Annotated in this window: 23 protein-coding genes; 11 read left to right on the top strand and 12 right to left on the bottom strand. The window is 66.3% G+C overall.

Features of this window, described 5'->3' with window-relative positions:
* Positions 1 to 493: LamG-like jellyroll fold domain-containing protein (locus ACFDSW_RS02485; RefSeq protein WP_375248693.1), on the bottom strand; the 493-nt coding region annotated here is incomplete at its 3' end.
* 263 nt (positions 494 to 756) lie between these two features.
* Here ACFDSW_RS02485 and ACFDSW_RS02480 point away from each other — a divergent pair.
* The 5 genes from ACFDSW_RS02480 (at position 757) to ACFDSW_RS02460 (ending at position 7243) form a co-directional block, all read left to right on the top strand.
* Positions 757 to 3690 (top strand): TonB-dependent receptor, encoded by a 2934-nt coding sequence (locus tag ACFDSW_RS02480; protein ID WP_375248692.1) that lies wholly within the window; start codon positions 757 to 759, stop codon positions 3688 to 3690.
* A 160-nt stretch (positions 3691 to 3850) separates the two neighbouring features.
* Positions 3851 to 5077 (top strand): ROK family protein, encoded by a 1227-nt coding sequence (locus ACFDSW_RS02475; protein WP_375248691.1) that lies wholly within the window; start codon positions 3851 to 3853, stop codon positions 5075 to 5077.
* A 112-nt stretch (positions 5078 to 5189) separates the two neighbouring features.
* Positions 5190 to 5327, top strand: coding sequence for a hypothetical protein (locus ACFDSW_RS02470; protein WP_375248690.1), 138 nt, complete (start codon positions 5190 to 5192; stop codon positions 5325 to 5327).
* A gap of 54 nt (positions 5328 to 5381) precedes the next feature.
* The gene (locus ACFDSW_RS02465) at positions 5382 to 6755 is read left to right on the top strand and encodes an ABC1 kinase family protein (protein WP_375248689.1); all 1374 of its coding nucleotides are present in this window, start codon (positions 5382 to 5384) and stop codon (positions 6753 to 6755) included.
* Positions 6752 to 7243 (top strand): nucleoside deaminase, encoded by a 492-nt coding sequence (locus ACFDSW_RS02460; RefSeq protein ID WP_375248688.1) that lies wholly within the window; start codon positions 6752 to 6754, stop codon positions 7241 to 7243. Before ACFDSW_RS02465 ends, ACFDSW_RS02460 begins: the two co-directional genes overlap by 4 nt.
* Before the next feature lie 3 nt (positions 7244 to 7246).
* On the opposite strand, the gene ACFDSW_RS02455 is transcribed toward ACFDSW_RS02460, so the two are convergent.
* Entirely contained in the window at positions 7247 to 7681 is a 435-nt protein-coding gene (locus ACFDSW_RS02455; protein ID WP_375248687.1) for a hypothetical protein, read from the bottom strand.
* 137 nt (positions 7682 to 7818) lie between these two features.
* Between ACFDSW_RS02455 and ACFDSW_RS02450 the strand changes: the two genes are divergently transcribed.
* Positions 7819 to 9090, top strand: coding sequence for an MFS transporter (locus tag ACFDSW_RS02450; protein WP_375248686.1), 1272 nt, complete (start codon positions 7819 to 7821; stop codon positions 9088 to 9090).
* A gap of 43 nt (positions 9091 to 9133) precedes the next feature.
* Here ACFDSW_RS02450 and ACFDSW_RS02445 read toward each other — a convergent pair whose 3' ends face one another.
* Positions 9134 to 9679 carry a (2Fe-2S)-binding protein gene (locus ACFDSW_RS02445; protein ID WP_375248685.1) on the bottom strand — a complete coding sequence of 182 codons (546 nt, stop codon included), beginning with the start codon at positions 9677 to 9679 and terminating at the stop codon, positions 9134 to 9136.
* Positions 9680 to 9774: 95 nt separating this feature from the next.
* On the opposite strand from ACFDSW_RS02445, the gene ACFDSW_RS02440 reads away from it, so the two are divergent.
* Positions 9775 to 11064 carry a sugar MFS transporter gene (locus tag ACFDSW_RS02440; RefSeq protein WP_375248695.1) on the top strand — a complete coding sequence of 430 codons (1290 nt, stop codon included), beginning with the start codon at positions 9775 to 9777 and terminating at the stop codon, positions 11062 to 11064.
* An 82-nt stretch (positions 11065 to 11146) separates the two neighbouring features.
* Here ACFDSW_RS02440 and ACFDSW_RS02435 read toward each other — a convergent pair whose 3' ends face one another.
* The 4 genes from ACFDSW_RS02435 to ACFDSW_RS02420 form a co-directional block, all read right to left on the bottom strand.
* Complete coding sequence (locus ACFDSW_RS02435) at positions 11147 to 12268, bottom strand: CaiB/BaiF CoA transferase family protein (RefSeq protein ID WP_375248684.1); 1122 nt, start codon at positions 12266 to 12268, stop codon at positions 11147 to 11149.
* Between the two features lie 86 nt (positions 12269 to 12354).
* A complete protein-coding gene (locus ACFDSW_RS02430) occupies positions 12355 to 12771 on the bottom strand; it encodes a PilZ domain-containing protein (protein ID WP_375248683.1) in 417 nt (138 codons plus the stop codon).
* A 35-nt stretch (positions 12772 to 12806) separates the two neighbouring features.
* Entirely contained in the window at positions 12807 to 13169 is a 363-nt protein-coding gene (locus tag ACFDSW_RS02425) for a DUF6285 domain-containing protein (protein ID WP_375248682.1), read from the bottom strand.
* Positions 13166 to 14161, bottom strand: a complete 996-nt coding sequence (locus ACFDSW_RS02420; protein WP_375248681.1) for a phosphotransferase family protein — start codon at positions 14159 to 14161, stop codon at positions 13166 to 13168. Before ACFDSW_RS02420 ends, ACFDSW_RS02425 begins: the two co-directional genes overlap by 4 nt.
* Positions 14162 to 14237: 76 nt before the next feature.
* Between ACFDSW_RS02420 and ACFDSW_RS02415 the strand changes: the two genes are divergently transcribed.
* From ACFDSW_RS02415 to ACFDSW_RS02405, 3 genes are all read left to right on the top strand, one after another.
* Positions 14238 to 15599: an acyl-CoA dehydrogenase family protein gene (locus ACFDSW_RS02415; RefSeq protein WP_375248680.1), complete on the top strand. Its 1362-nt coding sequence runs from the start codon at positions 14238 to 14240 to the stop codon at positions 15597 to 15599.
* 122 nt (positions 15600 to 15721) lie between these two features.
* Positions 15722 to 16729 carry an NAD(P)H-dependent flavin oxidoreductase gene (locus ACFDSW_RS02410; protein WP_375248679.1) on the top strand — a complete coding sequence of 336 codons (1008 nt, stop codon included), beginning with the start codon at positions 15722 to 15724 and terminating at the stop codon, positions 16727 to 16729.
* A 69-nt stretch (positions 16730 to 16798) separates the two neighbouring features.
* Positions 16799 to 18946, top strand: coding sequence for a histidine kinase dimerization/phosphoacceptor domain -containing protein (locus tag ACFDSW_RS02405; protein ID WP_375248678.1), 2148 nt, complete (start codon positions 16799 to 16801; stop codon positions 18944 to 18946).
* A gap of 18 nt (positions 18947 to 18964) precedes the next feature.
* Here ACFDSW_RS02405 and ACFDSW_RS02400 read toward each other — a convergent pair whose 3' ends face one another.
* The 4 genes from ACFDSW_RS02400 to ACFDSW_RS02385 all read right to left on the bottom strand — a co-directional run bounded on the left by ACFDSW_RS02400 (position 18965) and on the right by ACFDSW_RS02385 (position 21935).
* On the bottom strand, positions 18965 to 19474 hold the full coding sequence (locus tag ACFDSW_RS02400; protein WP_375248677.1) for a biliverdin-producing heme oxygenase: 510 nt from the start codon (positions 19472 to 19474) through the stop codon (positions 18965 to 18967).
* Positions 19475 to 19478: 4 nt separating this feature from the next.
* Positions 19479 to 20711, bottom strand: coding sequence for a M20 family metallopeptidase (locus ACFDSW_RS02395; protein WP_375248676.1), 1233 nt, complete (start codon positions 20709 to 20711; stop codon positions 19479 to 19481).
* Positions 20712 to 20784: 73 nt separating this feature from the next.
* Positions 20785 to 21423, bottom strand: a complete 639-nt coding sequence (locus ACFDSW_RS02390) for a peptidylprolyl isomerase (protein WP_375248675.1) — start codon at positions 21421 to 21423, stop codon at positions 20785 to 20787.
* Positions 21420 to 21935 carry a homogentisate 1,2-dioxygenase gene (locus ACFDSW_RS02385; RefSeq protein ID WP_375248674.1) on the bottom strand — a complete coding sequence of 172 codons (516 nt, stop codon included), beginning with the start codon at positions 21933 to 21935 and terminating at the stop codon, positions 21420 to 21422. The genes ACFDSW_RS02390 and ACFDSW_RS02385 overlap by 4 nt, the downstream gene beginning before the upstream one ends.
* 118 nt (positions 21936 to 22053) lie before the next feature.
* On the opposite strand from ACFDSW_RS02385, the gene ACFDSW_RS02380 reads away from it, so the two are divergent.
* Positions 22054 to 22428, top strand: a complete 375-nt coding sequence (locus ACFDSW_RS02380; RefSeq protein WP_375248673.1) for a phasin family protein — start codon at positions 22054 to 22056, stop codon at positions 22426 to 22428.
* Positions 22429 to 22496: 68 nt separating this feature from the next.
* Here ACFDSW_RS02380 and ACFDSW_RS02375 read toward each other — a convergent pair whose 3' ends face one another.
* A complete protein-coding gene (locus tag ACFDSW_RS02375; RefSeq protein WP_375248672.1) occupies positions 22497 to 22952 on the bottom strand; it encodes a GNAT family N-acetyltransferase in 456 nt (151 codons plus the stop codon).
* Between the last annotated feature and the right edge of the window lie 46 nt (positions 22953 to 22998).

Below are 22998 nucleotides of genomic sequence, written 5' to 3'. Positions count from 1 at the left end.
CCTGTTGACCGGCCTGGCGCGGGGCCAGCGTCATGGTGCCTTGCATCGCTGCGCCGTCCAGCCGGCGCCCGCGTGCGACGCGCCGGCCGTCGACATAGAGGACGAGGCCATCGGCCCCATTGCTCACTGCCACATGGGTCCAGCGCCCGGGCGTGATGGTGGCGTCGGCGGCGAGGCGGGTCGCGCCGGCCATGACGATCACGCGGCGCTTGACCAGGTTGATCGCGAAGCCCGGCGCCGCCTGATCGACTGCCGCCAGCAACGGTGCATTCGCTGCCGAGGCGTCGCGGGGCCATAGCCAGCCGCTGAGCGTGAAGTCGCCCGGCCGTGCGCCGGCATCGGGCGACGCGGCCGCGATCGGCACGCTGACGCTGTCACCACCACGGGCGATCTCGACGTTGGTGCGCTTCACAGGGGACGCCGCCAGCGCCTCCGCCGATGGCTGCGTCCCGCTCAGCGCCGTTGCCGCCAGCGCTACCGCCAAATATCTCATGCGTCCTCCCTTGGACGTCGATGGCATCGGCCGTTACCCGTCCCCGGGGCCGCCCTGATCGATCGTCGCAGACCGGGATAGCAGCGCAGATTTTTTATTCAATCAAATTGAATTAAGATTGCAATCCTCTGACAAAGCTGCTTTTCACTGACGACCAAGAGGGCTTGGAAAGAGCCGCGTGGGGGAGGGAGCAGGACATGGCGCTCGGTGCCGTGTGTGGTCGCATTCCCTTCCGGTCAGATCAGGATGAGGGGATGAAGGTCATGCGCAAAGGTACAACGCGACGAGCCATTCTTTGCACCGCGAGCTCGGTTCTCGCGCTGCTCGGTGCACACGCCGCTACCGCACAGCAGACGACGTCGGACGGTCCGGCGGCGGCAGCGCCGGATGCCGGCACGCCTCCGGTCGGGGACGGCGGATCGCCCAGTGAGGACATCGTCGTCACCGGCGTCCGCGGCGCGCAGCAAAAGGCGATAAACGTCAAGCGCGACGCTGCCCAGATCGTCGATTCGATCGCTGCCGAGGATATCGGCAAGCTTCCCGACGTGACGATTGCCGACTCGCTCCAGCGCATCACCGGCGTGCAGATCACCCGGTCGGCAGGGCAGGGCGCCTCGGTCAACATTCGCGGCTTGGCCAACGTACTGACCACGCTCAACGGCGAGCAGTTCCTCGGTGCGTCGAACATCACCGGCGCGCAGCCGAACCTGACCGACATTCCGTCGACGCTCTTTGCCGGGGTCGATGTAGTGAAGTCCCCAACCGCGTCCGATCTGACCGGCGGGAATTCGGGCATCGTCGCGTTGAAGACGCGCCGTCCGTTCGATCTGCGCAAGGGCCTGACGGCGACGGCCTCGGTGCAGGACACCTATGGCAGCATGACCGAGGACTGGAGCCAGAACGCCTCGGCGCTGGTCGCCTATAACGGCGATCGCTTCGGCATCCTCATCGCGGGCTCCTATGACAATGAGATCCTGTCCAACAAGAATCCTCGCGTCACTAACGGCATCCTCAAAACGACCGATGCCCAGGCCGGCTTCGACGTGCGCGGCGATGGAGACATCACCAACAGCACCAGGCTCGCCTACGGCGACTATTTCTACAATCCGGTCGCGCTCGAATTCGACAACAGCGTGACGCGGCGCGAGCGGATCGGCGGCAACGCTTCGTTCCAATATGACGTCAGTGATTCGCTCCAGCTCGTAGGCGACGTCGCCTATACGCGCCTGCGCAACCGCAACTCGGGCAACAGCGCGGTGCTGCACGGCAACTTCTCGAACGACAGCTATCTGCCGAGCTCGCGGATCGACTCCAACGGCGTCGTCGAGGTTGCCGACATGAATCTGGCGCGGTTCCAGATGCACACGCTCAACCAGTATGACCGGTCCCGCTCGATCAACACCAACCTCGAGGCGCGGTTCAAGAACGACGGGCCGTTCAGCGCGACGCTGCGCTACGTCCATGGCGATTCGCGCTCGAACTACGACCAATCCGACGTCGATGCCTGGGGCACGCGTGGCGTGCTGACACCGATCGGTGCGCCGAACGACTGCGCGGCGGCGACCCCGGTCAATTGCGTCTTTTTCAACCCGGGCAGCATTCCCAACGTCCGCGCCAGCGTCGACTGGCGCGGCGACAGACCGGCCGTCTCGTTCCTGACCGACGTCACCAACCCGGCGAATTATTCGCTGACATCGACCTGGTCCTACGGCCAGACGCAGCGGGCGACGCTGGACGCCTATCGCGGCGATGCGCAGCTCGAAACCGATTGGGGGCCGCTCAAGAATATCCGTGTCGGCGGCCGCTACGGCACCCGCGACGTCTCGAACGACGCCTATCGCTATCTGTCGCCGGCAGGTCCGGCGGGTCACCTCTATTATTATAAGGACCCCGCCATCGTCGACACCGTCGGCTACAGCGTCGTCCCGATCCGCAAGTTCGCCGACGTCCCCAATCTTGTCGCTTACGCCGGGAATTTCGGGCCGATCCAGGGCATTCCCAATATCCCGGCGATCGCGCCCGGCGCGCTCGACGACGTCAACGCGTATAATCAGCTGCTCTTCCCTGGCACCAGGGCCTATCAGGATCCGCAGAACAGCTATCGCGTCCGCCAACGGCAGATCAGCGCCTATGCCGAAGCGAATTTCGACGGTTCGATCGGTTCGCTGGCGTTCACCGGCAACGCCGGGATCCGCTACGTCAAGACCAGCCTCGACATCTTCTCCTATCCGACCGGCACCGGCTTCATCGGGGACTATGCGTGGAACGGCGTTGCCATCGCCGAGGGCATCAACCAGGCGAAGAATGACAGCACCGATTTCCTGCCCAGCGCCAACCTCAGCCTTCATGTACGCGACGACATGTATCTGCGGTTCGCTTATGCCAAGACGCTGGGCCAGCTCGACCTCGGCCTGTTCGGCCGCGGCCTCGCCTCGTCCTATGCGGTCAACGGCACCCGCACGTATCAGGGGCAATTGCTCGATCGTAACCTGCAACGTTATTCGGCCGGCTCGGCGGGTAATCCCGGTCTCGAATTGCCGCGCACGTCGAACTACAACGTCTCGTACGAATGGTACTTCAATCGCAACAGCCTGTTCTCGGTCGCCGCTTTCTACTTCGACGTGAAGAGCTTCCTGCAGACCAACACGTCGATCGAGCCGCAGCCTGACGCCGATGGCGTCGTCCGCGAGGGCGGCCCGGTGACGCGGCCGGTCAATGGCGCGGGCGGTTCGCTCAAGGGCGTCGAGGTCGGCTTCCAGACGGTCTTCGACTGGCTTCCCGGCGCACTGAGCGGCTTCGGCGGCCAGCTCAACTACACCTATTCGGACAGCGGGAGCTCCAACGTCGACCTGTTCGGCAAGACGCTGCCGGTGCCGGACAATTCGAAGCATCAGGCCAATGCCGTGCTGTTCTACCAGAAGGGGCCGCTGCAGGGCCGCGTTGCCTATAACTATCGCAGCGAGCGCTTCGCCGGCTTCGTCGCGGCCGCTGACGACAATCTTGCGGTATGGAATCGCGCCACCGGCTATCTCGACGCGTCGGCGAGCTATGACGTCACGCCCCAGTTCACGCTCTTCGTCCAGGGCACGAACCTGACGAAGGAGAATGAGGAGCAATATGCCCAGTTCAAGAACTTCTGGTACGGCTCAAGCATCTTCGAACGGCGACTGACGTTCGGCGTCCGCATCCGCAACTGACACGCGTATCCCCCGGGCTGGTTCCTCCCCCCAACATCAGGCCTGCTCGGGGTCGTTCGGGTCGCAGCGCATATCCGCTGCGGCCCCTTTTTTATCGCCACCCAGCTTGCCCTTGAGGTAAGATGGGAACGTGCTACGATAGCGGTATCAAAAAGGTTGTATGGCGATCAAGGTGGATGGGGTGCGAGGCAGTGACCGGCAGCCGCGGCTGACCGTCGGATTGTCTGGCAGCAATCTCATACGCGTCAGCGACTTCAATCAACGCGTCGTGCTGCAGGCGATCCGCGTCGCGGGCGGTGAGACGTCGCGATCACAGCTCGCCGCGGCGACCGGCCTGACCTTCCCGACCATCGTCAACATCACCCGGCGCCTGATCGAGGCTGGCCTCATCCACGAGACCGCACGGATCAAGGGCCCGCGCGGCAGCCCGGCGGCGCGTCTGGCGATCGATCCGGACGGGTGTTTCTCGCTCGGGGTCAATATCGACAGGGACCATGTCACCGTGGTCATTCTCGATCTGGCTGGCGGCGTTCGGGCGCGTGACGTCCGCGAAGTCGATTTCCCGAGCCCCGAGATGGTGCTCGATTTTGTGGAGACCTGGTACAAGGATACGACCGAGGGCCTACGGCTCGATCGGAACCGCTTCATCGGTGTCGGGCTGGCGACCCCGGACGATATCGGTACGATCGTCCTGCCGAAGATGCCCGAGACCTATCGTGTCTGGGCGACGACTGACATTTCGGCGCTGCTTCAGGCGCGGCTGGACCTGCCCGTGCTCAGGGACAATGACGCGGCCGCCGCGGCGATCGGCGAGGCGCAATTCGGCGACGGCCGTGATTTTACCGATTTTTTCTACGTGCTCATCAGTGCGGGCCTGGGTGGCGCGGTCGTCGTCGACAACGAATATGTTCATGGCGGCGATGGCCGCGCCGGCGAACTGGGCCTGCTGCCCGCCGATTTTAACGATCCCTCCGGTCCCACCGTCCAGGACTGCGTATCACTGGCCGAGTTGCGGCTGCGTCTGGAGCGGTCGGGGTATACAGGAACGGTGGCGGAGCTTCGCCAGGATGTCGACTATTGCAACCCGGTCGTGCGGGATTGGTCGAGCCAGGCTGCCAGGACATTGACGCTGCCGATCCTGATGGTGAACGCCTTGCTCAATCCAACCGCCATCTTCATCGGCGCGAGGCTCCCCTCCTGCGTTCTGGACACGATCATCGCCGAGTTGACCAGAAACGTTGCAGCGCTTGGCAGCGCAGTTCCGAAAACCGCCCTCATCAGGCGAGCCAGCCACGATGAGGACGCCGTGGCAATTGGCGCCGCCATACTTCCATTCATCGCGCATACTCTGCCGTCGCATGCGTCGTTGATGAAGAACAAGAGCTGAATGCTCGACCTGTTTTGAAGCCGGTGGTTGCGGCCGCCCATCTCGCGACGTCAGCGGGCCTCTGGCTAAGATACAATTGAACGGGCGACTGCTCACCACGCCCGAATGCGCCATGAAGATCGGCAACATCATAAAATATGTGAGCGTGAACGAGACGCTTCGGGTCAGCTATAGCTTATATATGCAAGGCTGGCTTCGTCGCTGCGGTCCGCGCAGCCTGTTGCTGCCGCCGGCCGCGATGATCGGCTGATCCCCGACCGATGGCCGGGCAGGAACCTCGCGGCAGCTGCGGCGCTGTGCCGCTATGCAGCAGGATGACGAATTTGATGCGACACGGCATCGCGCGATCCCCAGTGGACGGGCGGCGCGGCTGGGCGTGTTCGGCAAGCTGGCGGGTGGTGTCGCCGGCGGCATGATCGCGGAGGGCGCGCGACGGCTCGCCGCCGGTGAGCGCCCCAAGGTGAGCGACCTGATCCTGACGCCGGGCAACGCCGCGCGCGTTGCGGATCGGCTGTCGCATCTCCGCGGCGCGGCGATGAAATTGGGTCAGATGGTGTCGATGGACGCGGGCGACGTATTGCCCGCCGAATTGTCGCAGATCCTCGCACGGCTCCGCAACCAGGCGTATCGCATGCCGCCGGCACAGCTCGATCAGGTGCTGCGACAGGAATGGGGGGCGGACTGGCGCCGGCGCGTCCGCCGGTTCGACGCGGCACCGATCGCGGCGGCGTCGATCGGTCAGGTGCATCGCGCGACATTGCCCGATGGCGGCATGCTGGCGATCAAGGTGCAATATCCCGGCGTAGCCGACAGCATCGATGCCGATGTCGACAATGTTGCCACGCTGCTGCGCCTGTCCGGGGTCGTTCCCGCTTCGATCGACCTTCGTCCACTGCTCGCGGAGGCGAAACGCCAGCTTGCCGAGGAAGCGGATTATGTCCGCGAGGGACAGCAGATGCGCCACTATCGCGCGCGGCTGGAAGGGGACCCGCGTTTCGTCGTGCCGCAGCTGCATGAGCCGCTCACCACCCGCCGCGTGCTCGCGATGTCGTTCGAGGAAGGGCGGCCGATCGAGGAGCTGGCGACGGCACCCCAGACGCAGCGCGACGCGGCGATGACCGCATTGCTGACGCTGGTGTTGCGCGAATTGTTCGAGTTCGGCGCGATGCAGACCGATCCGAATTTCGCCAATTATCGCTGGCGGCCCGATACGGGCGCGCTGGTGCTGCTCGACTTCGGTGCCGCGCGCGATGTGCCCGACGAAACCGTCGCGTCGTACCGACGCTTGATCGAGGCGGGCCTGGCCCGCGATCTCGATCGCATCCGCGCGATCGCGATCGAAACCGGCTTCATCGGCGAGGCAGCGGCGCGGGCGCATCGCCCGGCGATCGATCGGATCATCACGGCGATCGACGCGGCGATGCATCGGCCGGGCCCGTTCGACTTCGGCGACCGCGCATTCGTGCCCACTGTGCGAGAGGAAGCGCGCGGCATGATCGAGGATCGTGCCACCTGGCACGTTCCGCATGTCGAAACGCTGTTCGTCCAGCGCAAGGTGAGTGGCACCGCGCTCCTCGCCGCACGACTGAAGGCGCGGGTGGCGGTGCGTGAATTGGCCGCCGCTGCGATCCAGCGGCCGGCGGCACCAACATCATCCTGTGGCGTTGAGCCGTCATGACCGATGAAGACGAACGCTGGATGCGCGAGGCGATCAAGGTGGCGCGGTCGAAGGGTTCCGACCCGTCGACGTCGCCGCTGGGCTCGGTGATCGTGCTCGACGGACGCATGATCGCGGCGGAGCGCAACCAGACGCACGAACTGCCCGATGCCACCGCCCATGCGGAGATGATGGCGATCCGGCGCGGTTGCGAGGACAGTGGCGAGCTGGAATTGCGCGGCGCGACGCTTTACTCGACGCTGCAACCTTGTGGCATGTGCACCATGGCGTCGATCTGGTCGAAAGTCGGCCGGGTCGTCTACGGTGCCGGGCGCGATGACGTGCACGAGATGTATTTCGAGGCGCGCCATGTCGACACGCTGACGTTCATTGCCGATGCCTATCGTGACGATATCGTCATCGAGGGCGGATGCCTGCGCGCCGAATGCGCCAGCCTGTATTACCCGCCCGGCGCCGATCTGCCGGTCGAGGAACAGGCCAATCGGTAAGGGCTACGGGCGCGAATAGAGAAACGTGCCGCACAAGCCGTTGTCGTCCTCGCGTACCGGCATGGCCGAGCCGGCATAAGCTGCCAGGTTGAGCGAAGCACCCGCATCCGAGCGGTAGACGACGATCCAGCGAACCGGCTTGCCGCACAGCCGGTTGCGATTCCGCAGCAGCGGGTCGCTGGGGCGGGTGACCCGCAGCACGCGCGCCGCGACGGGGCCGAACAGGCCGCCGAACGCCGGTAGATCGGCGGCGATCGCCAATGGAAGCTGCTTGCCGGCGGCGGAAAGCCGGGTTGGCGACAGGTCGATGTCGCCGGTGATCGCGATCGCGGTGCGGCTGGTCGCGATCCAGTGTTCGGTATGCGGCGCGGCAGCGACCGACGCCGCCGCCATCCCGCCAAACAGCGCTATCGCCGCACCGACCAGATATTTCGACATCGTCCTTCTCTCCCGCGTCGTTCGGCCTCAACGGGCGCGACGGGCACCGATCGCACGCCACTGGCTGCGTGTCGCGCGTCCGCCGAGCCTTTCGGTCGAACGAACTTCGCGTAAGGTGGCCGCATCGGGAGAACAAGATGATGAACCATCGACTGAAATCGATATTGGGCGGATCCGCGGGCAATCTGGTCGAATGGTACGATTGGTACGCCTATTCGGCGTTCACCCTGTATTTTGCGCCGCATTTCTTTCCAGCGGCGGACCGCACGACCGAATTGCTCAACACCGCGATCGTCTTCGCGGTCGGCTTCGTGATGCGGCCTGTCGGCGGCTGGATCATGGGCATCTATGCCGATCGCAAGGGACGCAAGGCGGGGCTGACGCTGTCGGTGACACTGATGTGCGCCGGCTCGTTGCTGATCGCGGTGACCCCGACTCGCGAGACGATCGGCTGGGGCGCGCCGGCGCTGCTGATCGTGGCGCGGTTGATGCAGGGGCTGTCGGTCGGCGGTGAATATGGCGCCAGCGCGACCTATCTGTCGGAAATGGCGGGGAAGCATCACCGCGGTTTCTTTTCCTCGTTCCAATATGTCACATTGATCGCTGGGCAATTGACGGCGCTGTTGGTGCTGCTGGTCCTGCAATCCACGATGAGTGAGGCGACGCTGGACGCCTGGGGCTGGCGCATTCCGTTCCTGATCGGCGGTATATTGGCCGTCGCGGTCTTTTGGCTGCGTCGGCGGCTGGCCGAAACCGACAGCTTCGCCAATGCGCAGAAGGAAGGGCAACCCAAGTCGAGCCTGACCGGATTGTTGCGCGAACATCCACGCGAGTTCGTGACGGTCTTGCTGCTCACCGCCGGGGGCACGCTCGCTTTCTATGCCTATTCGATCTACATGCAGAAATTCCTCGCCAATACCGCCGGGTTCAGCCGACAGACCGCCAGTTCGATCAGCGCGGGGACGCTGTTCATCTTCATGTGCCTGCAACCGATCGCGGGGGCGTTGTCGGATCGGGTCGGGCGCAAGCCGCTGATGGTCGGGTTCGGCGTGCTGGGCGTGCTGCTGACCTATCCGATCTTCACCGCGCTGGAGGGGACCGACAATGCGACGGTCGCCTTCTTCCTCGTGCTGGGGGCGCTGGTGATCGTCACCGGCTATACCTCGATCAACGCGGTGGTGAAGGCGGAACTGTTCCCGGCGCATGTCCGCGCGCTGGGCGTGGCTTTCCCTTATGCGGTGGCCAATGCGATCTTCGGCGGAACGGCGGAGGCCGTCGCGCTGCAGTTCAAGAAGGCGGGCTGGGAGCAGGGATTCTACTGGTATGTCACCGCGATGATCGGGGTGTCGCTGCTGGTGTATCTGCGCATGCGCGACACGCGGGCGCACAGCCGGATCGTGGAGGATTGAGCGCGCCCGCCCCGGTGATTCCGTTCCGCCTGGCGCCGTACCGTCACTTCCGCCCGGTGGGGTCCAGCGCCGGCACGATCCGCGCCGCCTCCGCCGGATCGATCCCGGGGCGGGGGCCGGCGGGAAGGGTTTCCTCCCCGCGCATCGCCCGGCCGGCCCGCTGGATCGCCTCGATCAGACGCGGGTAGATGCCACACCGGCAGATATGCGTGATCGCGGCGGCGATCGCCTCTTCCGATGGCGCGGCGTTGCGTTTCAGCAGCACCGCCGCCGCCATCGCGATGCCGGGGATGCAGAAGCCGCATTGCGGGACATTCTCCGCGATCAGCGCCAACTGCACGGGGTGGGTGCGATCGCGCGACAATCCCTCGATGGTGGTGACGAAGGCCCCCTCGACCGAGGCGAGCGTCGTCTGGCACGATCGCACCGCATGACCGTCGATATCGACGGTGCAGGCCCCGCACGATCCGGTGCCGCAGCCATATTTCGTCCCGGTCAGGTTCGATGCGTCGCGGAGCGCCCACAGCAATGGCGTCTCGGGCGCCATCAGATACTCAACGGCCTCGTTGTTGACGGTCAATCGGGTCATGCACCGCCGATAGACGATTTTAGCGGCGTGCACACTTTCCGCATCGGCAAGCTGGCGGTAACAGGCAAAGCTTGCACAAAGGGGATTTCGCTTTGATCCAAGCCACGCCTCACGCGGCCGACGCCGCCAGCGGTGACGCGAGCCACGGCTATGACGCGCCCGATCTGCGCGTGTTCGTATTTGCGCTGTTCTTCATCTTCGGCGGGATCACCTCGCTCAACGATATCATCATCCCGAAGCTGAAAGAGCTGTTCACGCTCGATCACGCCACCGCGATGCTGGTGCAGACGGCATTCTTCTTTGCCTATGCGCTGTTCTCGCTGCCCGCCGCCGCGATCGTCCGGCGATTTGGCTATATGCGAACCGCCTCGATCGGGCTGGTGACGATGACGGCGGGCTGCCTGCTGTTCATTCCGGCCTCGTCCAACGCCGTGTTCGGCCTGTTCCTCGTCGCGCTGTTCGTGCTGGGGGCGGGGATCACGATCGTGCAGGTGGTCGCCAACCCGCTGATCTCGCTGCTCGGCAAGCCACAGACCGCGTCGAGCCGGCTGACTTTCGCGCAAGGGTTCAATTCGCTTGGCACGACGCTGTTTCCGCTGGCCGGCTCCGCGCTGATCCTCGGCGGCCTCGCCAATGTCAGCGCCGCGACGCTGACCGGCCCCGCGCTCGACGCCTATCGCGTCGAAAGTTCGCGCGTGATCGTGCATACCTATCTCGGCCTAGCGGTCGCGCTGCTGGTGATCGCGGCGGTGGTATGGTCGCGGCGCAACCGCTTGCAGGAGGAGCAGGACCACGAAGGATCGATCCTGCGTGCCTTCACGCTGCTGAAGCGTCCGCGCTTTGCGTTCGGCGTGCTGTGCATCTTCCTGTATGTCGGGGCGGAGGTCGCGATCGGATCGTTGATCGTCACCTATCTGATGCAGCCGTCGGTATGGGGTGTGGCGGACAAGGTGGCGGGCGATCACGTGCCCTTCTACTGGGGCGGTGCGCTGATCGGTCGGTTCATCGGCGCGTGGGTGTTGACGCGCGTTTCGCCGGGCAAGGTGCTGGCCGCCGCCGCCGGAGGCGCGATCACGCTGATCCTGATCTCCGCCAACACGAGCGGGGCGGTCGCCGGCTGGTCGCTGCTGGCGATCGGGCTGGTCAATTCGATCATGTTCCCGACGATCTTCACGCTCGCCAGCGAGGGACTGGGCAAGCGCGCGGCGGAAGGATCGGGCGTGATCGCCACCGCGATCGTCGGGGGCGCGGTGATCCCGTATCTCACCGGCGGCCTTGCCGATGCCAGCGGCAGCCTGCAGATCGCGCTCGTCCTGCCGGCGGTCTGTTATCTGGCGATCGCCGGTTTTGGCCTGTTCGCGCGGCGATCGGCGGTATCGGTCTGACGCGCCACTGGCCTAATCACGGGGGCGGGCGGCGAGACGGCTCGCCGCTCCGCCTCGCCGGGCTCGCGTCCGTCGTGCCCCCTCAATGCCCCAGGGCGGCGATTTCCTCGGCGGTGAAGCCCAGTTCGCGCAACACTGCGGCGTCCTCGCGCTCGCCCGCCATCTTCGGCGCGACCGTTTCGCTGCTCGAATAGCGCGGGGCGGGGGCGGGCTGGTCGACGCCGCCGGCGGTGACGAAGGCGCCACGCGCGCGATTGTGCGGATCCGCCAGCGTCTCGTCGAAGCCCAGCACCGGCGCGAAGCAGATGTCATGCCCCTTGAACAGCGCGACCCATTCGTCGCGCGTCTTGCCGCGAAACAGCCGGGTGATCTCCTCTTTCAAGGCGGGCCATTGCGCGGGGTCCATCTGCGCATCCCACTTCGCGTCGGAAAGGCCGGTGACCTCGCGGAACTTGGCGTAGAATTGCGGCTCGATCGCCCCCAACGACACGTATTTGCCGTCCGCGGTTTCATAGGTGTCGTAGAAGTGCGCGGCGGTATCGAGCAGGTTGGTGCCGCGCTCGTCCTTCCACCGCCCCATCGCGCGAAACCCCCACATCATGCTCATCAGCACCGATGATCCCTCGGTCATCGCCGCATCGACGACCTGACCCTCGCCGGTACGCTGCGCATGCAGCAGCGCCGCCAGCATGCCGAATGCAAGGAACATCCCGCCGCCACCGAAATCGCCCGCCAGGTTGATCGGCGGTGTCGGCTTCTCGCCCGCGCGGCCGAGGGCGTGGAGCACCCCGGAGATGGCGATGTAGTTGATGTCATGTCCCGGTTCCGGCGCCATCGGCCCGGTCTGGCCCCACCCGGTCATACGACCATAGACCAGCCTGGGATTATCCCCGATCAGCACGTCGGGGCCGAGGCCCAGTCGCTCCATCACGCCGGGGCGGAACCCCTCGATAATCGCGTCGGATCGCGCCACGATGCGGCGCACCGCCGCGATCGCGGCGGGGTTTTTCAGATCCAGCGAGATCGAACGGCGCGAACGTAGCAGCGGATCCTTCCCGTCGGTCGAGAAGCTCAGTCCCGGTCGGCCGCGATCGATGCGGATCACTTCGGCGCCATGATCTGCCAGCATCATGCCGGCGAACGGGCCAGGGCCGATTCCGGCGAATTCCACGATGCGAATGCCATTCAACGGTGCGCTGGCCACGTCTGTCTCCCTCTCCGCCTTCGGTGCCGCCCGGTGCGTATCGCGACACGCGGCAAGGCACAACAAAAGTTATGGCGGGAGTGGTGTCAGCGTCGGTAGGGATCGCGGATGTTGTTGATCCAGCCGGCGGACGGCGTCGGCGCGGTGGTGGGGGGCGGAACCCTGGTGGGCGCCGCTGGCGGGGTGGTGAACCGTGCGCCGGTCGGCGAGGGGGCCTGATCGGTCCGGGCGCGATGCTGACGCGCGGCGGCCAGATCGATCGTGCGATCGAAATGCAGGCCGGCCAGACGATCGTTCGCCCACATCACCTGTGCGGTCAGCCTGGGCAGCGTGCCCATGATGACATGAATCGTCTCGCCTTTGGTCAGGCGCATCAGGTTATCCACGCAGGCACCCGTGGCGGACAGGTTGCGGACGCGGCATTCCGTCGTCTCCGCTCCGCGATCGATCGCGGCGTGGAGGATGACGCTGCTGCGGGTTTCGCGGACGGGAGCGGTCGTCATGACAAGAGATTAACGATAAATTTGCCAATAAAGTCTTAAGATCGCGACGGAGCGATGCTCAATTCATGGGCATAACGTGGCTGGTCGATCGCCAGCGTATCGAGCGCGCAGGCGCGCAGATGCGCGACCAGTTCGGGGGTGTCGGGTGCGATCGCGCCATCGCGCAGCCGTTCCACCAGCAGGCGATCCAGCGCATCGCGCGAACCCTCGCATCCCAGCAGGGCGCGCAATCGAACGGCGGCACGGCGATCGGCCTCTGGGCCCAGCGCGATGTCCCGCGCGGCGATCTCCAGCGCGTTCTTCGCGACGCGCAGTGCGAAGCCATGCGCGCTGCCGTCGACCGGCAACCAGCGCGCCACGCCCTCGACCAATGCCTGGGCGGTGGGATGGGTAATCATTGCCGCGCGCTCCGTTCGATGATCGCGACGATATCCGCCTCGGCTTCCGACAGGCGCCGCCCGATCACCGCACGCTCGGGGCCGATCGACGGATCGGCGGCGAAGCTGGCGTGCATCAATGTGGTCATCACTCCCCATTTCAGGCTGCCGATCATCTGCCAGAGGTCGATGCGCAGCGGGTCGATCGCCTCGCCCCCGGCGTCACGATAGCCGGCAAGCAGATCGTCGAGGTTCCCGAACCCGCCAACGCGATGCCCCGGCTGTCCGAACCGCCAGCTGTTGGTGCAGATCCAGCCGATGTCCTCCGCCGGATCACCGATATGGGTCAGCTCCCAATCGAGTACCGCGACCAGCCCCGAATGCGGATCGACCATGAGATTGCCGTTGCGGAAATCGCCATGGACCAGCCGCATCGCGACCGGCGCGCTCGGCAAGCGCACCTCCAGCCAGCGAAAGGCGGCCTCGATCGTCGGCCGAACCGCGCCTGACTCGCGCCAGGTGCGTTCGTATCTCGCCAGCGTCGCGGCGGCATCGATCGTCTCCAGCCCGGCCGGCGGCGGCGTGGCGTGAATATGCGCCAGCGCGGCACCACATTGCCGCGCGAGGCGCGCGCGGGCGGGTGCGAAGGCGGCGTCGGTGGCGATGCGCCTGCCCAGCGTCTCCCCCGCCAGCCGTCGCATCACATAGGCATCGCCCAGGCCATCGGCTGGGGGGCAGATGCGCACCACCTCGGGGGCGGGCACGCCAGCCGCCACCGCTGCCTCGATGACACGTGCCTCGCGCGCCAGCGATGCCGCCGGTTCGGCCGGTTCGGCTCGCCGGCGGAGGATCAGGGCGTCGTCCCCGGCGGCAAACGCCCATGTCTCCATGCTCGCCCCGCCGGTCAGCCGCTCCAGCCCGTGGATACCGGACGCATCGGGCGCCAGCCGATGCGCGATCGCCGCCAGCCGGTCGCCTATCTGCTGCTCGCTGAGCCGTTCCGTCATCGTCATCGGAGGGGATGTAAATCGTCCCCGGCCGCGCTACGCAAGTTAAAAGACCTGACTTAGATGGCGATCGGAGAGGATCATGGATTTCGGGCTGCCGCAGGAACTTACGGACTATCTGGCGGAACTCGACCGCTTCATCGAGGCGGAGATCCGCCCGCTGGAGGAAGCGGACGACAATGTCCGCTTCTTCGATCATCGCCGCGAATATGCGCGCACGGATTTCGAGCGTGGCGGGCTGCCGCGCCACGAATGGGAGGAATTGCTGCGCGAGGCGCGGCGGCGCGCCGACAAGGCGGGGCACCTGCGCTTCGCGATGCTGCCGAAATTCGGTGGGAAGGGCGGATCGAACCTGTGGATGTGCGTCATCCGCGAATATCTCGCCGCCAAGGGGCTGGGGCTGCACAACGATCTGCAGAACGAGCATTCGATCGTGGCCAACAACCCCTTCGCCAAGATGTTCGATGATTTCGGCACCGAGGCGCAGAAACAGGAATTTCTCGCCGGGATGCTCGACGGGACGACGCGGATCACCTTCGGCCTGACCGAGCCCGACCACGGCTCCGACGCGACGCATATGGAAACGCGCGGGGTGCGCGAGGAGCGCGATGGCGTGGCCGGGTGGCGCATCAATGGCGAGAAGATGTGGACGACCGGGATGCACGTCGCGACCCATTGTGCGCTGTTCGTCCGTACCAGTGGAGCGGATGGCGCGGCGCGGGGCATCACCTGCTTCCTGGTGCCGGCGGATGCTCCGGGGGTGGAGGTGGAGGAATATCTGTGGACCTTCAACATGCCCACGGATCACCCGCGCGTCGCCTTTCGCGACGTCTGGGTGCCCGATACCGCGATCTTTGGCGAGCCGGAGAACGGCCTGCCGCTGGCGCAGAGCTTCGTCCACGAAAACCGCATCCGCCAGGCGGCGGGGAGCCTTGGCGCGGCGGCCTATTGTATCGAGGAGGCGGTCCGCTACGCCCGGCAGCGCAAGCCGTTCGGCGATGAACTGGCGACGAACCAGGCGATCCAGTTTCCGCTGGTCGAACTGGCGACGCAGGCGGAGATGCTGCGGCTGCTAATCCGCAAGACCGCGTGGCAGATGGATCAGATGCCACACCCGGAGGTCGAGAAGCGGCTCTCCGACAAGGTCAGCATGTGCAATTACTGGGCGAACCGGCTGGCCTGCGAGGCGGCTGATCGCGCGATGCAGGTGCACGGCGGGATCGGCTATTCGCGGCACAAGCCGTTCGAACATATCTATCGCCATCACCGCCGCTATCGAATCACCGAGGGCGCGGAGGAGATTCAGATGCGCAAGGTAGCGGCGTTTCTGTTCGGCTACCTGGGGCCGAGGCGTAAGGAGTTCGCGGAGCTGGACGCGAGCGACGTGGATTATCGTGTCGAGCCGCAGATCCGGCCGCGATCCGGATGGCAGGCATTGAGTTAGTCGCCGTTCGTCATCGCCGTCCTTGCCGCGGCGATGACGATGGAAAGGGGTGAGGGGTTGCGGCTCGCCCAAAGCCGGCATAACGGATGTTACGTCCGGGCAAAGGGCGGGAGAGAGGAACGATGCTGAAGACGCGGTTCACCGAGGCGTTCGGGGTGGAATATCCGATCGCGCAGGGCGGTATGCAGTGGGTCGGCAAGGCGCAGTTGGTGGCGGCGGTCGCCAATGCGGGAGCGCTCGGCTTCGTTACCGCGCTGACCCAGCCGTCGCCCGAGGAACTGGCGAGGGAGATCCAGCGCACGCGGGACCTGACCGACAAGCCGTTTGGCGTAAACCTGACGATCCTGCCGACGATCAACCCGCCGCCTTATGCCGAATATCGCCGCGCGATCATCGAGGGCGGGGTGAAGATCGTCGAGACGGCCGGCTACAAGCCGCAGGAGCATATCGACGACTTCAAGGCGCATGGCATCAAGGTGATCCACAAATGCACCGCGGTTCGCCACGCCCTGTCGGCGGAGCGAATGGGCGCCGACGCGATCAGCATCGACGGATTCGAATGCGCCGGTCATCCGGGGGAGGATGACATTCCGGGGCTGATCCTGATCCCCGCCGCGGCGGACAAGGTGACGGTGCCCATGCTGGCATCGGGCGGGTTCGCCGATGGACGCGGGCTGGTCGCCGCGCTGGCGCTGGGCGCGGACGGGGTGAACATGGGCACCCGCTTCTGCGTCACGCAGGAGGCGCAGATCCCTGACAGCTTCAAGCAGCGCATGGTCGCCAATGACGAGCGGCAGACCGACCTGATCTTCCGCACGCTGCACAACACCGCGCGGGTGATGAAGAACAAGGTGTCCGAAGAGGTGGTCGCGATCGAACGCGCCGGCGCCGGCCAGGGCGGGGCCAAGTTCGAGGATGTGCAGCATCTCGTCGCCGGCCGCCGTGGCGCCGCGGCGATGGAGCGCGGCGATACCGACGATGGTATCTGGTCCGCAGGGATGGTGCAGGGCCTGATCCATGACGTGCCGACGGTGAAGGAACTGGTCGAGCGGATCGTCGCGGAGGCGGAGCAGATCATCGATCAGCGACTTGCCTCGATGATCGCCCGATTTGCGGAAGCGGCGGAATAAGCGCAACAATCTGCCGTCGGCGCGCGTAGCGCGGTTGCTCCCCGAGCCATTGCCATCGTATGAGGGCGAATGGATCGTTCGACCGCGCCGCGCGCGTTTTCCTTGCCCGACGCCGTGGATCTGACTGTTTGCGATCGGGAACCGATCCATATTCCGGGGGCGATACAGCCCCACGGCCTGTTGCTGGTGGCCGATCCCGCGACCTTCGCGGTGGTCGCCGGGGCGGGCGCGCTGGAGGAGATCGTCGGGCCGGAGTGGCTGGGCGCATCGCTGCCCCATCTGTTGCAACAGGATATCGCCGCGCTGGTGGACGGCGTCCATCTCGGGCCCGGTGGCACCGTCCTCGGCACGCGCTTCCTCGACTATGACGTGGCGCTGCACCGCACCGATAGCTGGCTGCTCGCCGAACTGGAGCCGGTGGGGGACGATCGTCGGTCCGCCGGAGAGATCCTGGCCTGGCTGGATACGATCGCGACGGGGTTTGAGCGGGCGAGCACCTTGACCGCGCTGTGCGATCCCGCCGCGGTCGCCTTTCGTGCACTGACGGGTTTCGATCGCGTGATGATCTATCGTTTTCTGGACGATGATGCCGGGCGTGTGATCGCGGAGGATCGCGATCGATCGCTCGACGCCTTTCTGCACCATCACTTTCCGGCAAGCGATATTCCGCGACAGGCGCGGGCGCTGTACGTCCGCAATCGCACCCGCGCGATTCCGAACATCACATATGCCCCCGCGCCGATCCGCCCGGCCGGCTTCGACACGATCGATCTCAGTGATGTCGCGGTGCGCAGCGTGTCGCCCATCCATCTCCAGTATCTGCGTAACATGGGGGTGGAGGCGTCTGCGTCGATCTCGATCGTCAAGGACGGCATGTTATGGGGGCTGATCGCCTGCCATCATCATTCGCCGCGATTGCTGCCGCGCAGTATCCGGGCGGCCTGTTCGGCGCTGGCGGGCGGACTTGCCCGGCAGATCCGCGCCAAGGAAGAAGCGGACGATTATCGCGAGCGGTTGACGTTGCGGGGCGAGGAGGATCTGCTCCGCCCGATCCTGATGGCGGACGGCGCCGAGGCCGGACTGACCCCGGTGGTCAAGCTGCGCGGTGACGACCTGCGGCGGATGTTCGGGGCCGACGGCCTGGCGGTGGTCGATCAGGGAAGGATCACCGCCGCCAGCGGGGCGTTCCCCGATGTGGCGGCGCTGACGGCGTTCGCCGACTGGCTGGAGGATCGCGATGACCGCGCACTGTTCTCCACCCGAGAGCTGGCGACGGAGTGGCGCGATGCCGCGCGGTTCGGCATCTTCACCGGCGTGCTCGCGATGCGCTTCGACGATGGCCAGTCGCTGGTGTGGCTGCGCGCCGAGCAGATCGAGGAAGTCGAGTGGGCGGGCAACCCCCACAAGGCGATCCCGCACGATCCCGGCGCGCCGCTTCGCCCGCGACAATCGTTCGAATCGTGGCGCGAGCAGGTGCGCGGTCGATCGCGCCGCTGGACGCTCGAACAACTGGAGGCGGCACGGCGGCTGCAGCGGCTGATCCGGGACGGGCGTATCGCCGGCGATCTGCGTCGGCTGAACCGCGAACTGGAACGCACCGGCCTGGAGAAGGACGCCGCGCTGGCGCAGAAGGATCTGCTGATGCGCGAGGTCGATCATCGGGTGCAGAACAGCCTGCAACTGGTGTCCTCGTTCCTCGCGATCCAGGCGCGCGACGTCGGGCCGGGGCCGGTGGCGGATCACCTGACCGAGGCGCGCTCGCGCCTGTCGGCGGTGGCGCTGGTGCACCGGCGGCTGTATCGCGACGACCAGATTGAGACGATCCACCTCGATCGCTATCTCGCCGAATTGATGGAGGATCTGAAATCCTCGCTCGGTGCCGATTGGGCGCGTGAAATGACGCTCGATCTCGCCCCGGTGCTGATCCCCACCGATCGCGCGGTCAATGTCGGGCTGATCGCGGCAGAACTGGTCATCAATGCGACCAAATACGCCTATCCCGGCCGCGGCAGCGGAGCGATCGACGTGGTGCTGGAACAGCATCGCAACCGACTGCGGCTCGTGGTCGCGGATCGCGGCGTGGGCAAAAGCGGGCTTGGCGAAGGTTTCGGCAGCCGAATGATGGCGGCGGTGGTGCAGCGGATCGGCGGTGAGATTGCCTATCTCGACAACGAGCCGGGGCTGCGCGCGGTGCTGACCGCGCCGATCACCGAATAGGGGCGGATCGCCTTCGCATCACCCCAGCGCAGCGCGATACAGGTCGAACGTCGCGACCGCGCCGGCCAGCAGGCGATCGCGCCACGCATCATTTTCCTCCGCTGCCGCATCGTCCAGCGCGGAGCGGATGGCACGCCATTGCCCCGGGCCATGGACCGCGCCGAGATAGGCGCTCGGCAGTGACGCCGGCACCTGTCGTGCCAGCATCGCACCGCCCAGCCGCGAGCCTTCCACCACATACAGCACGCCCCAGCGCGCCGCGTCGTCGCCGACGTCGAAGGGCAGCGGCGGCGGCATCGCCTCTCCCAGCGCGGCGAGATCGGTAGCGAGCAGGGGGGCGCGTAGTGGCAGTGTGCGCGCGAACGGCAGCGGCGCCATCGCCGCTTCCGCCGCGGGCAGCGCGCGTGCATGCGCGATCAGTAACGCGCGATACGCGGCGGCATCCGACAGATCGTGCGCGCCGAACGCGGTATCGACCGCGTCATGCGCTGCCCCGGTCGCCTGCCGCAGCAGCGCGATTGCTGACATCGTCTCAGTCGAGGCCATGTTCGAGGAAGCGCTCCGCGACCGCGCAATGCATCGCCACGCCCTTGGCCATCACCTCCTCGGCGATCGTCATGCGTGTGTTGTGCAGCGGCGGATTGGTGCGCGGATCGCTACCCTCCGGCGCGACACCGATGAATGCCATCGCTCCCGGCAATTCGCGCAGCACGTAGCTGAAATCCTCTCCGCCCATCATCGGCGCGGGCATGATCGACCAGCCGCCTTCTCCACTGATCTCATCCGCCAGATCGCGCATCAGCCGCGTCGCGCGCGGATCGTTCATCGTTACCGGATAGCCTTCGTCGATCTGGGTCTCGGCGGTGCAGCCATGCGCGGCGGCGATGCCCTGCGCGATCTGGTGAAAGGCGGCGCGCATCGCCTCGCGCGTGGCGTTCGACAGCGTCCGCAACGTGCCCATCAGCTTGACTTCGCCGGGAATGATATTGTGCGACGAGCCGGCGTGGATCTGCGTGATCGTCAGCACCGCCGGATCGGCGACCGGCACCCGCCGCGCCACATGCTGTTGCAGCGCGGTGACGATCGCACAGGCGACCGGAATCGGATCGACCGCTTCGTGTGGCATCGCGGCGTGCCCGCCCTTGCCACGGATCGTTGCCAGCACCGTGTCGGTGGAGGCGAGCAGCGCGCCTTCTCGGCTGACGAACACGCCGGCTGGGGCATTGGGGGTGATGTGCAGCGCAAAGGCAGCTTCCGGGCGTGCGATATCGAGCAGCCCGTCCTCGATCATCCAGCGGGCGCCGTGATGACCTTCCTCGCCGGGCTGAAACATGAACACGATCGTGCCCGACAGTTCCGCGCGCCGTGCGCTCAGCGCTCGCGCCGCGCCCACCAGCATCGCGGTATGCGCATCATGCCCGCAGGCATGCATCGCCCCCGGCAGCGTCGAGGCGAACGGCAGCCCCGTTTCCTCCGTCATCGGCAGCGCATCCATATCGCCACGCAACAGCACCGTCCGCCCGTTCGATCCCGCGCCGCCGGCGCGTCCGCCGCGCAGCCGGGCAACGAAGCCCGGGGGGCTCCGGCTGGCGAGGATTTCCAGCGGCAGTCCGGCGAGCGCAGCCTGCGCCCTTTGCGTGGTCAACGGGCAGTGCAGCCCCACCTCGGGTTCGGCATGGATGGCGCGGCGCAGCGCGATGACGCCGTCGAGTTGTTCGGTGCCGATCGCGTGCCAGTCGGTGCGGTCGGAAAGCAGGGTCGTCATGGAGAAACTCCTTCGATCCCGTGACTGTAACCCCGCCGTCACCAAAGCGGAAGCGTCCGGCGCAGTCCAACGGTCACGGCATGCGTCGCGCGCTCGTGATGCGGATGACGGGATCGAGCATTTGTCCCTTCATCACGCCCTCCCCGGCGGTGGGGGAGGTGGGGGCGACCAAAATCCGGCGGATTACGTCCATACCCTCGATCACGCGCCCGAACACCGCGAAGCCAGGCTCCCCAGGCTTGGCATCCATCGACGTGATATCGCCGACCACCACGAAGAAATCCCCCGCCGCGGTGCCCGGCGTGGCCATCGCCATCGACAGCGCGCCATCGACATGGCTCAACCCGGTCTGCGTCGTCGGTTCGTGCGCGATCGGCGGCAACGTCCGCTTTGGATCGTTGCGCGTTCCGAACTGCACCAGGCCGTAGCCGTCACCCACTTTCACCGCGCGATAGAAGCCGATCCCATCGAGCTTCTTCTGGTCGACATATTTCAGGAAATTGCCGGCGGTGACGGGGGCCGCGGCTGGATCGACCCCGATGACGATCGGCCCGGCATCGGTGGTGAGGCGCACGCGAACCAGCGCGGCCTGCGGCGCGGCGGGCGCCGGCGTCGTGATGGCGGATGGGGCAGGCAGCGCGGCCGGGGTCTGTGCCGCGGCCGGGGCGGTCGCCTGTGTCGCGGCGAGCAGCATCAACAGCGGCAGCATCATGCCGTTCCCCGCGCGATCAGCATCGGCACGGTGGTGGCCGGCGTGCCGGTGAGTTGCAGCACGTACCGCCCGGGGGTCAGCCGGAAGTCGACGATCTTGCGAATGCCGGTGCAGATCGGGCCATGGCCATGTCCGGTCGCCGGCATTGCACGACCGGCGCGGATCACGTCGATCCACGCCGCCTCGCCCAATGCGACGCGATAGGTGCCGCCACGCGACACCTGAAACAGTGCCAGCCCGGCATTGGTCTCCCCCTCGGCCGGTTTGCCCGGTTGCGCCGCAGGGGTGACCTGGTCCGCCGGGGCGAGTTGCAGATCGACGCCGCGACCGATGACGACGACGGGCGCGGTGCGAGTGCTGGTGCCGGCCTTCGCAGGCGAGCGCTGGCTCCAGCGACTGAACTCGGCGGGGAAGGCGACGCGCACCGTGGCGCAACGCGGATCGCTGGCCGATTCCTGAGCATCGGCGGACGTCGCCAGCCATGGCATGGCGATCAGGGAAAGGAGGAACATCGAGCGCATGTGCTTCCTCTATCGTTTTCCGCGCATCGCGACCACCCTGCGCGCGGGCGGCGACGGCAACCTTAGCGCCCCCGACTGGTTGACTCAGCGATATCCGAGGAGAGGCGAAATGGCGGACGAGCAGGATCAGCGCGGCGGCGATGCGGGCGATACGGCGAAGGCGGCGCGATCGGCCTTTGAGCAACATGTCGCCGATCCGGCGCGCCGCGCCGGGGACGCGATGCGGGCGTCGGGCGAGAATATCGTGCGCAATTCGTCGCAGATCGGGGTGACGATCATCGATCAGGCGCAGGCGAACGCGCAGGAGGCCTTCGCCGCGCTACGCGCGGCGGCGCAGGCCAACGATCTGTCACAGGTAATGCAGATCCAGGGCGATTATCTGCGTGATCAGGGCAAGCGCTCCATGGAACAGGCGCGGGAGATCGGCGAGATGATCATGCGCTTCGGCCGCGAGGCGGTAACGCCGGTAAAGCGCGACGGATAACACGCCGGTTCGTCCAGCGGAGGCGAACAAGGGGGTGTGATCGGGTGGGGCGACGGTCCGACCCGATCCTACTCCGTCATGCGACGCGCCAGCACCACCAGATCGTGCGCCCGGCCCGTGCCGTCGCGCACGTGGCCGGTCAGTTGTGCCTCGCTCGCGAAGCCGAAGGTTTCGAACATCGTGATGGCATCTTCCTGATCGGCGGTCATCGCCGCGGTCAGCTTGGCCAGGCCGCGTCCCTCCGCGATCCGCATGAGCGCTTGTAACAGATCGCGCCCCAGCCCCGCGCCGCGTCGATCCGAGGCGACCAGCAAGCGCACTTCGCCCACATGCGCGCTCCAGCCAAGCGGATCGCGCACCAGCGCGGCGGTGCCGACCAGTGCGCCGTCCTCCTCGGCGATCAGACCGTCGATCCAGCCATCGTCCATCGCGGTCAGCCATGCCGCAATCACGCGCGGATGGCGCAGGTCGCGCCCCAGGAACAGCAGATCATGCTCTGGCAACGCCTCCGCGAACCGCTGCATGGATACGCGATCGTCGGTACGGAATCGGCGGATACGGTAATCGCCC

Origin of the sequence: Sphingomonas sp. (genome assembly GCF_042091075.1) — a bacterium.
Lineage (GTDB): Bacteria > Pseudomonadota > Alphaproteobacteria > Sphingomonadales > Sphingomonadaceae > Sphingomonas.
The sequence above is the reverse complement of the archived record's forward strand: the minus strand, read 5'-3'. Positions and strand labels throughout refer to the sequence as shown.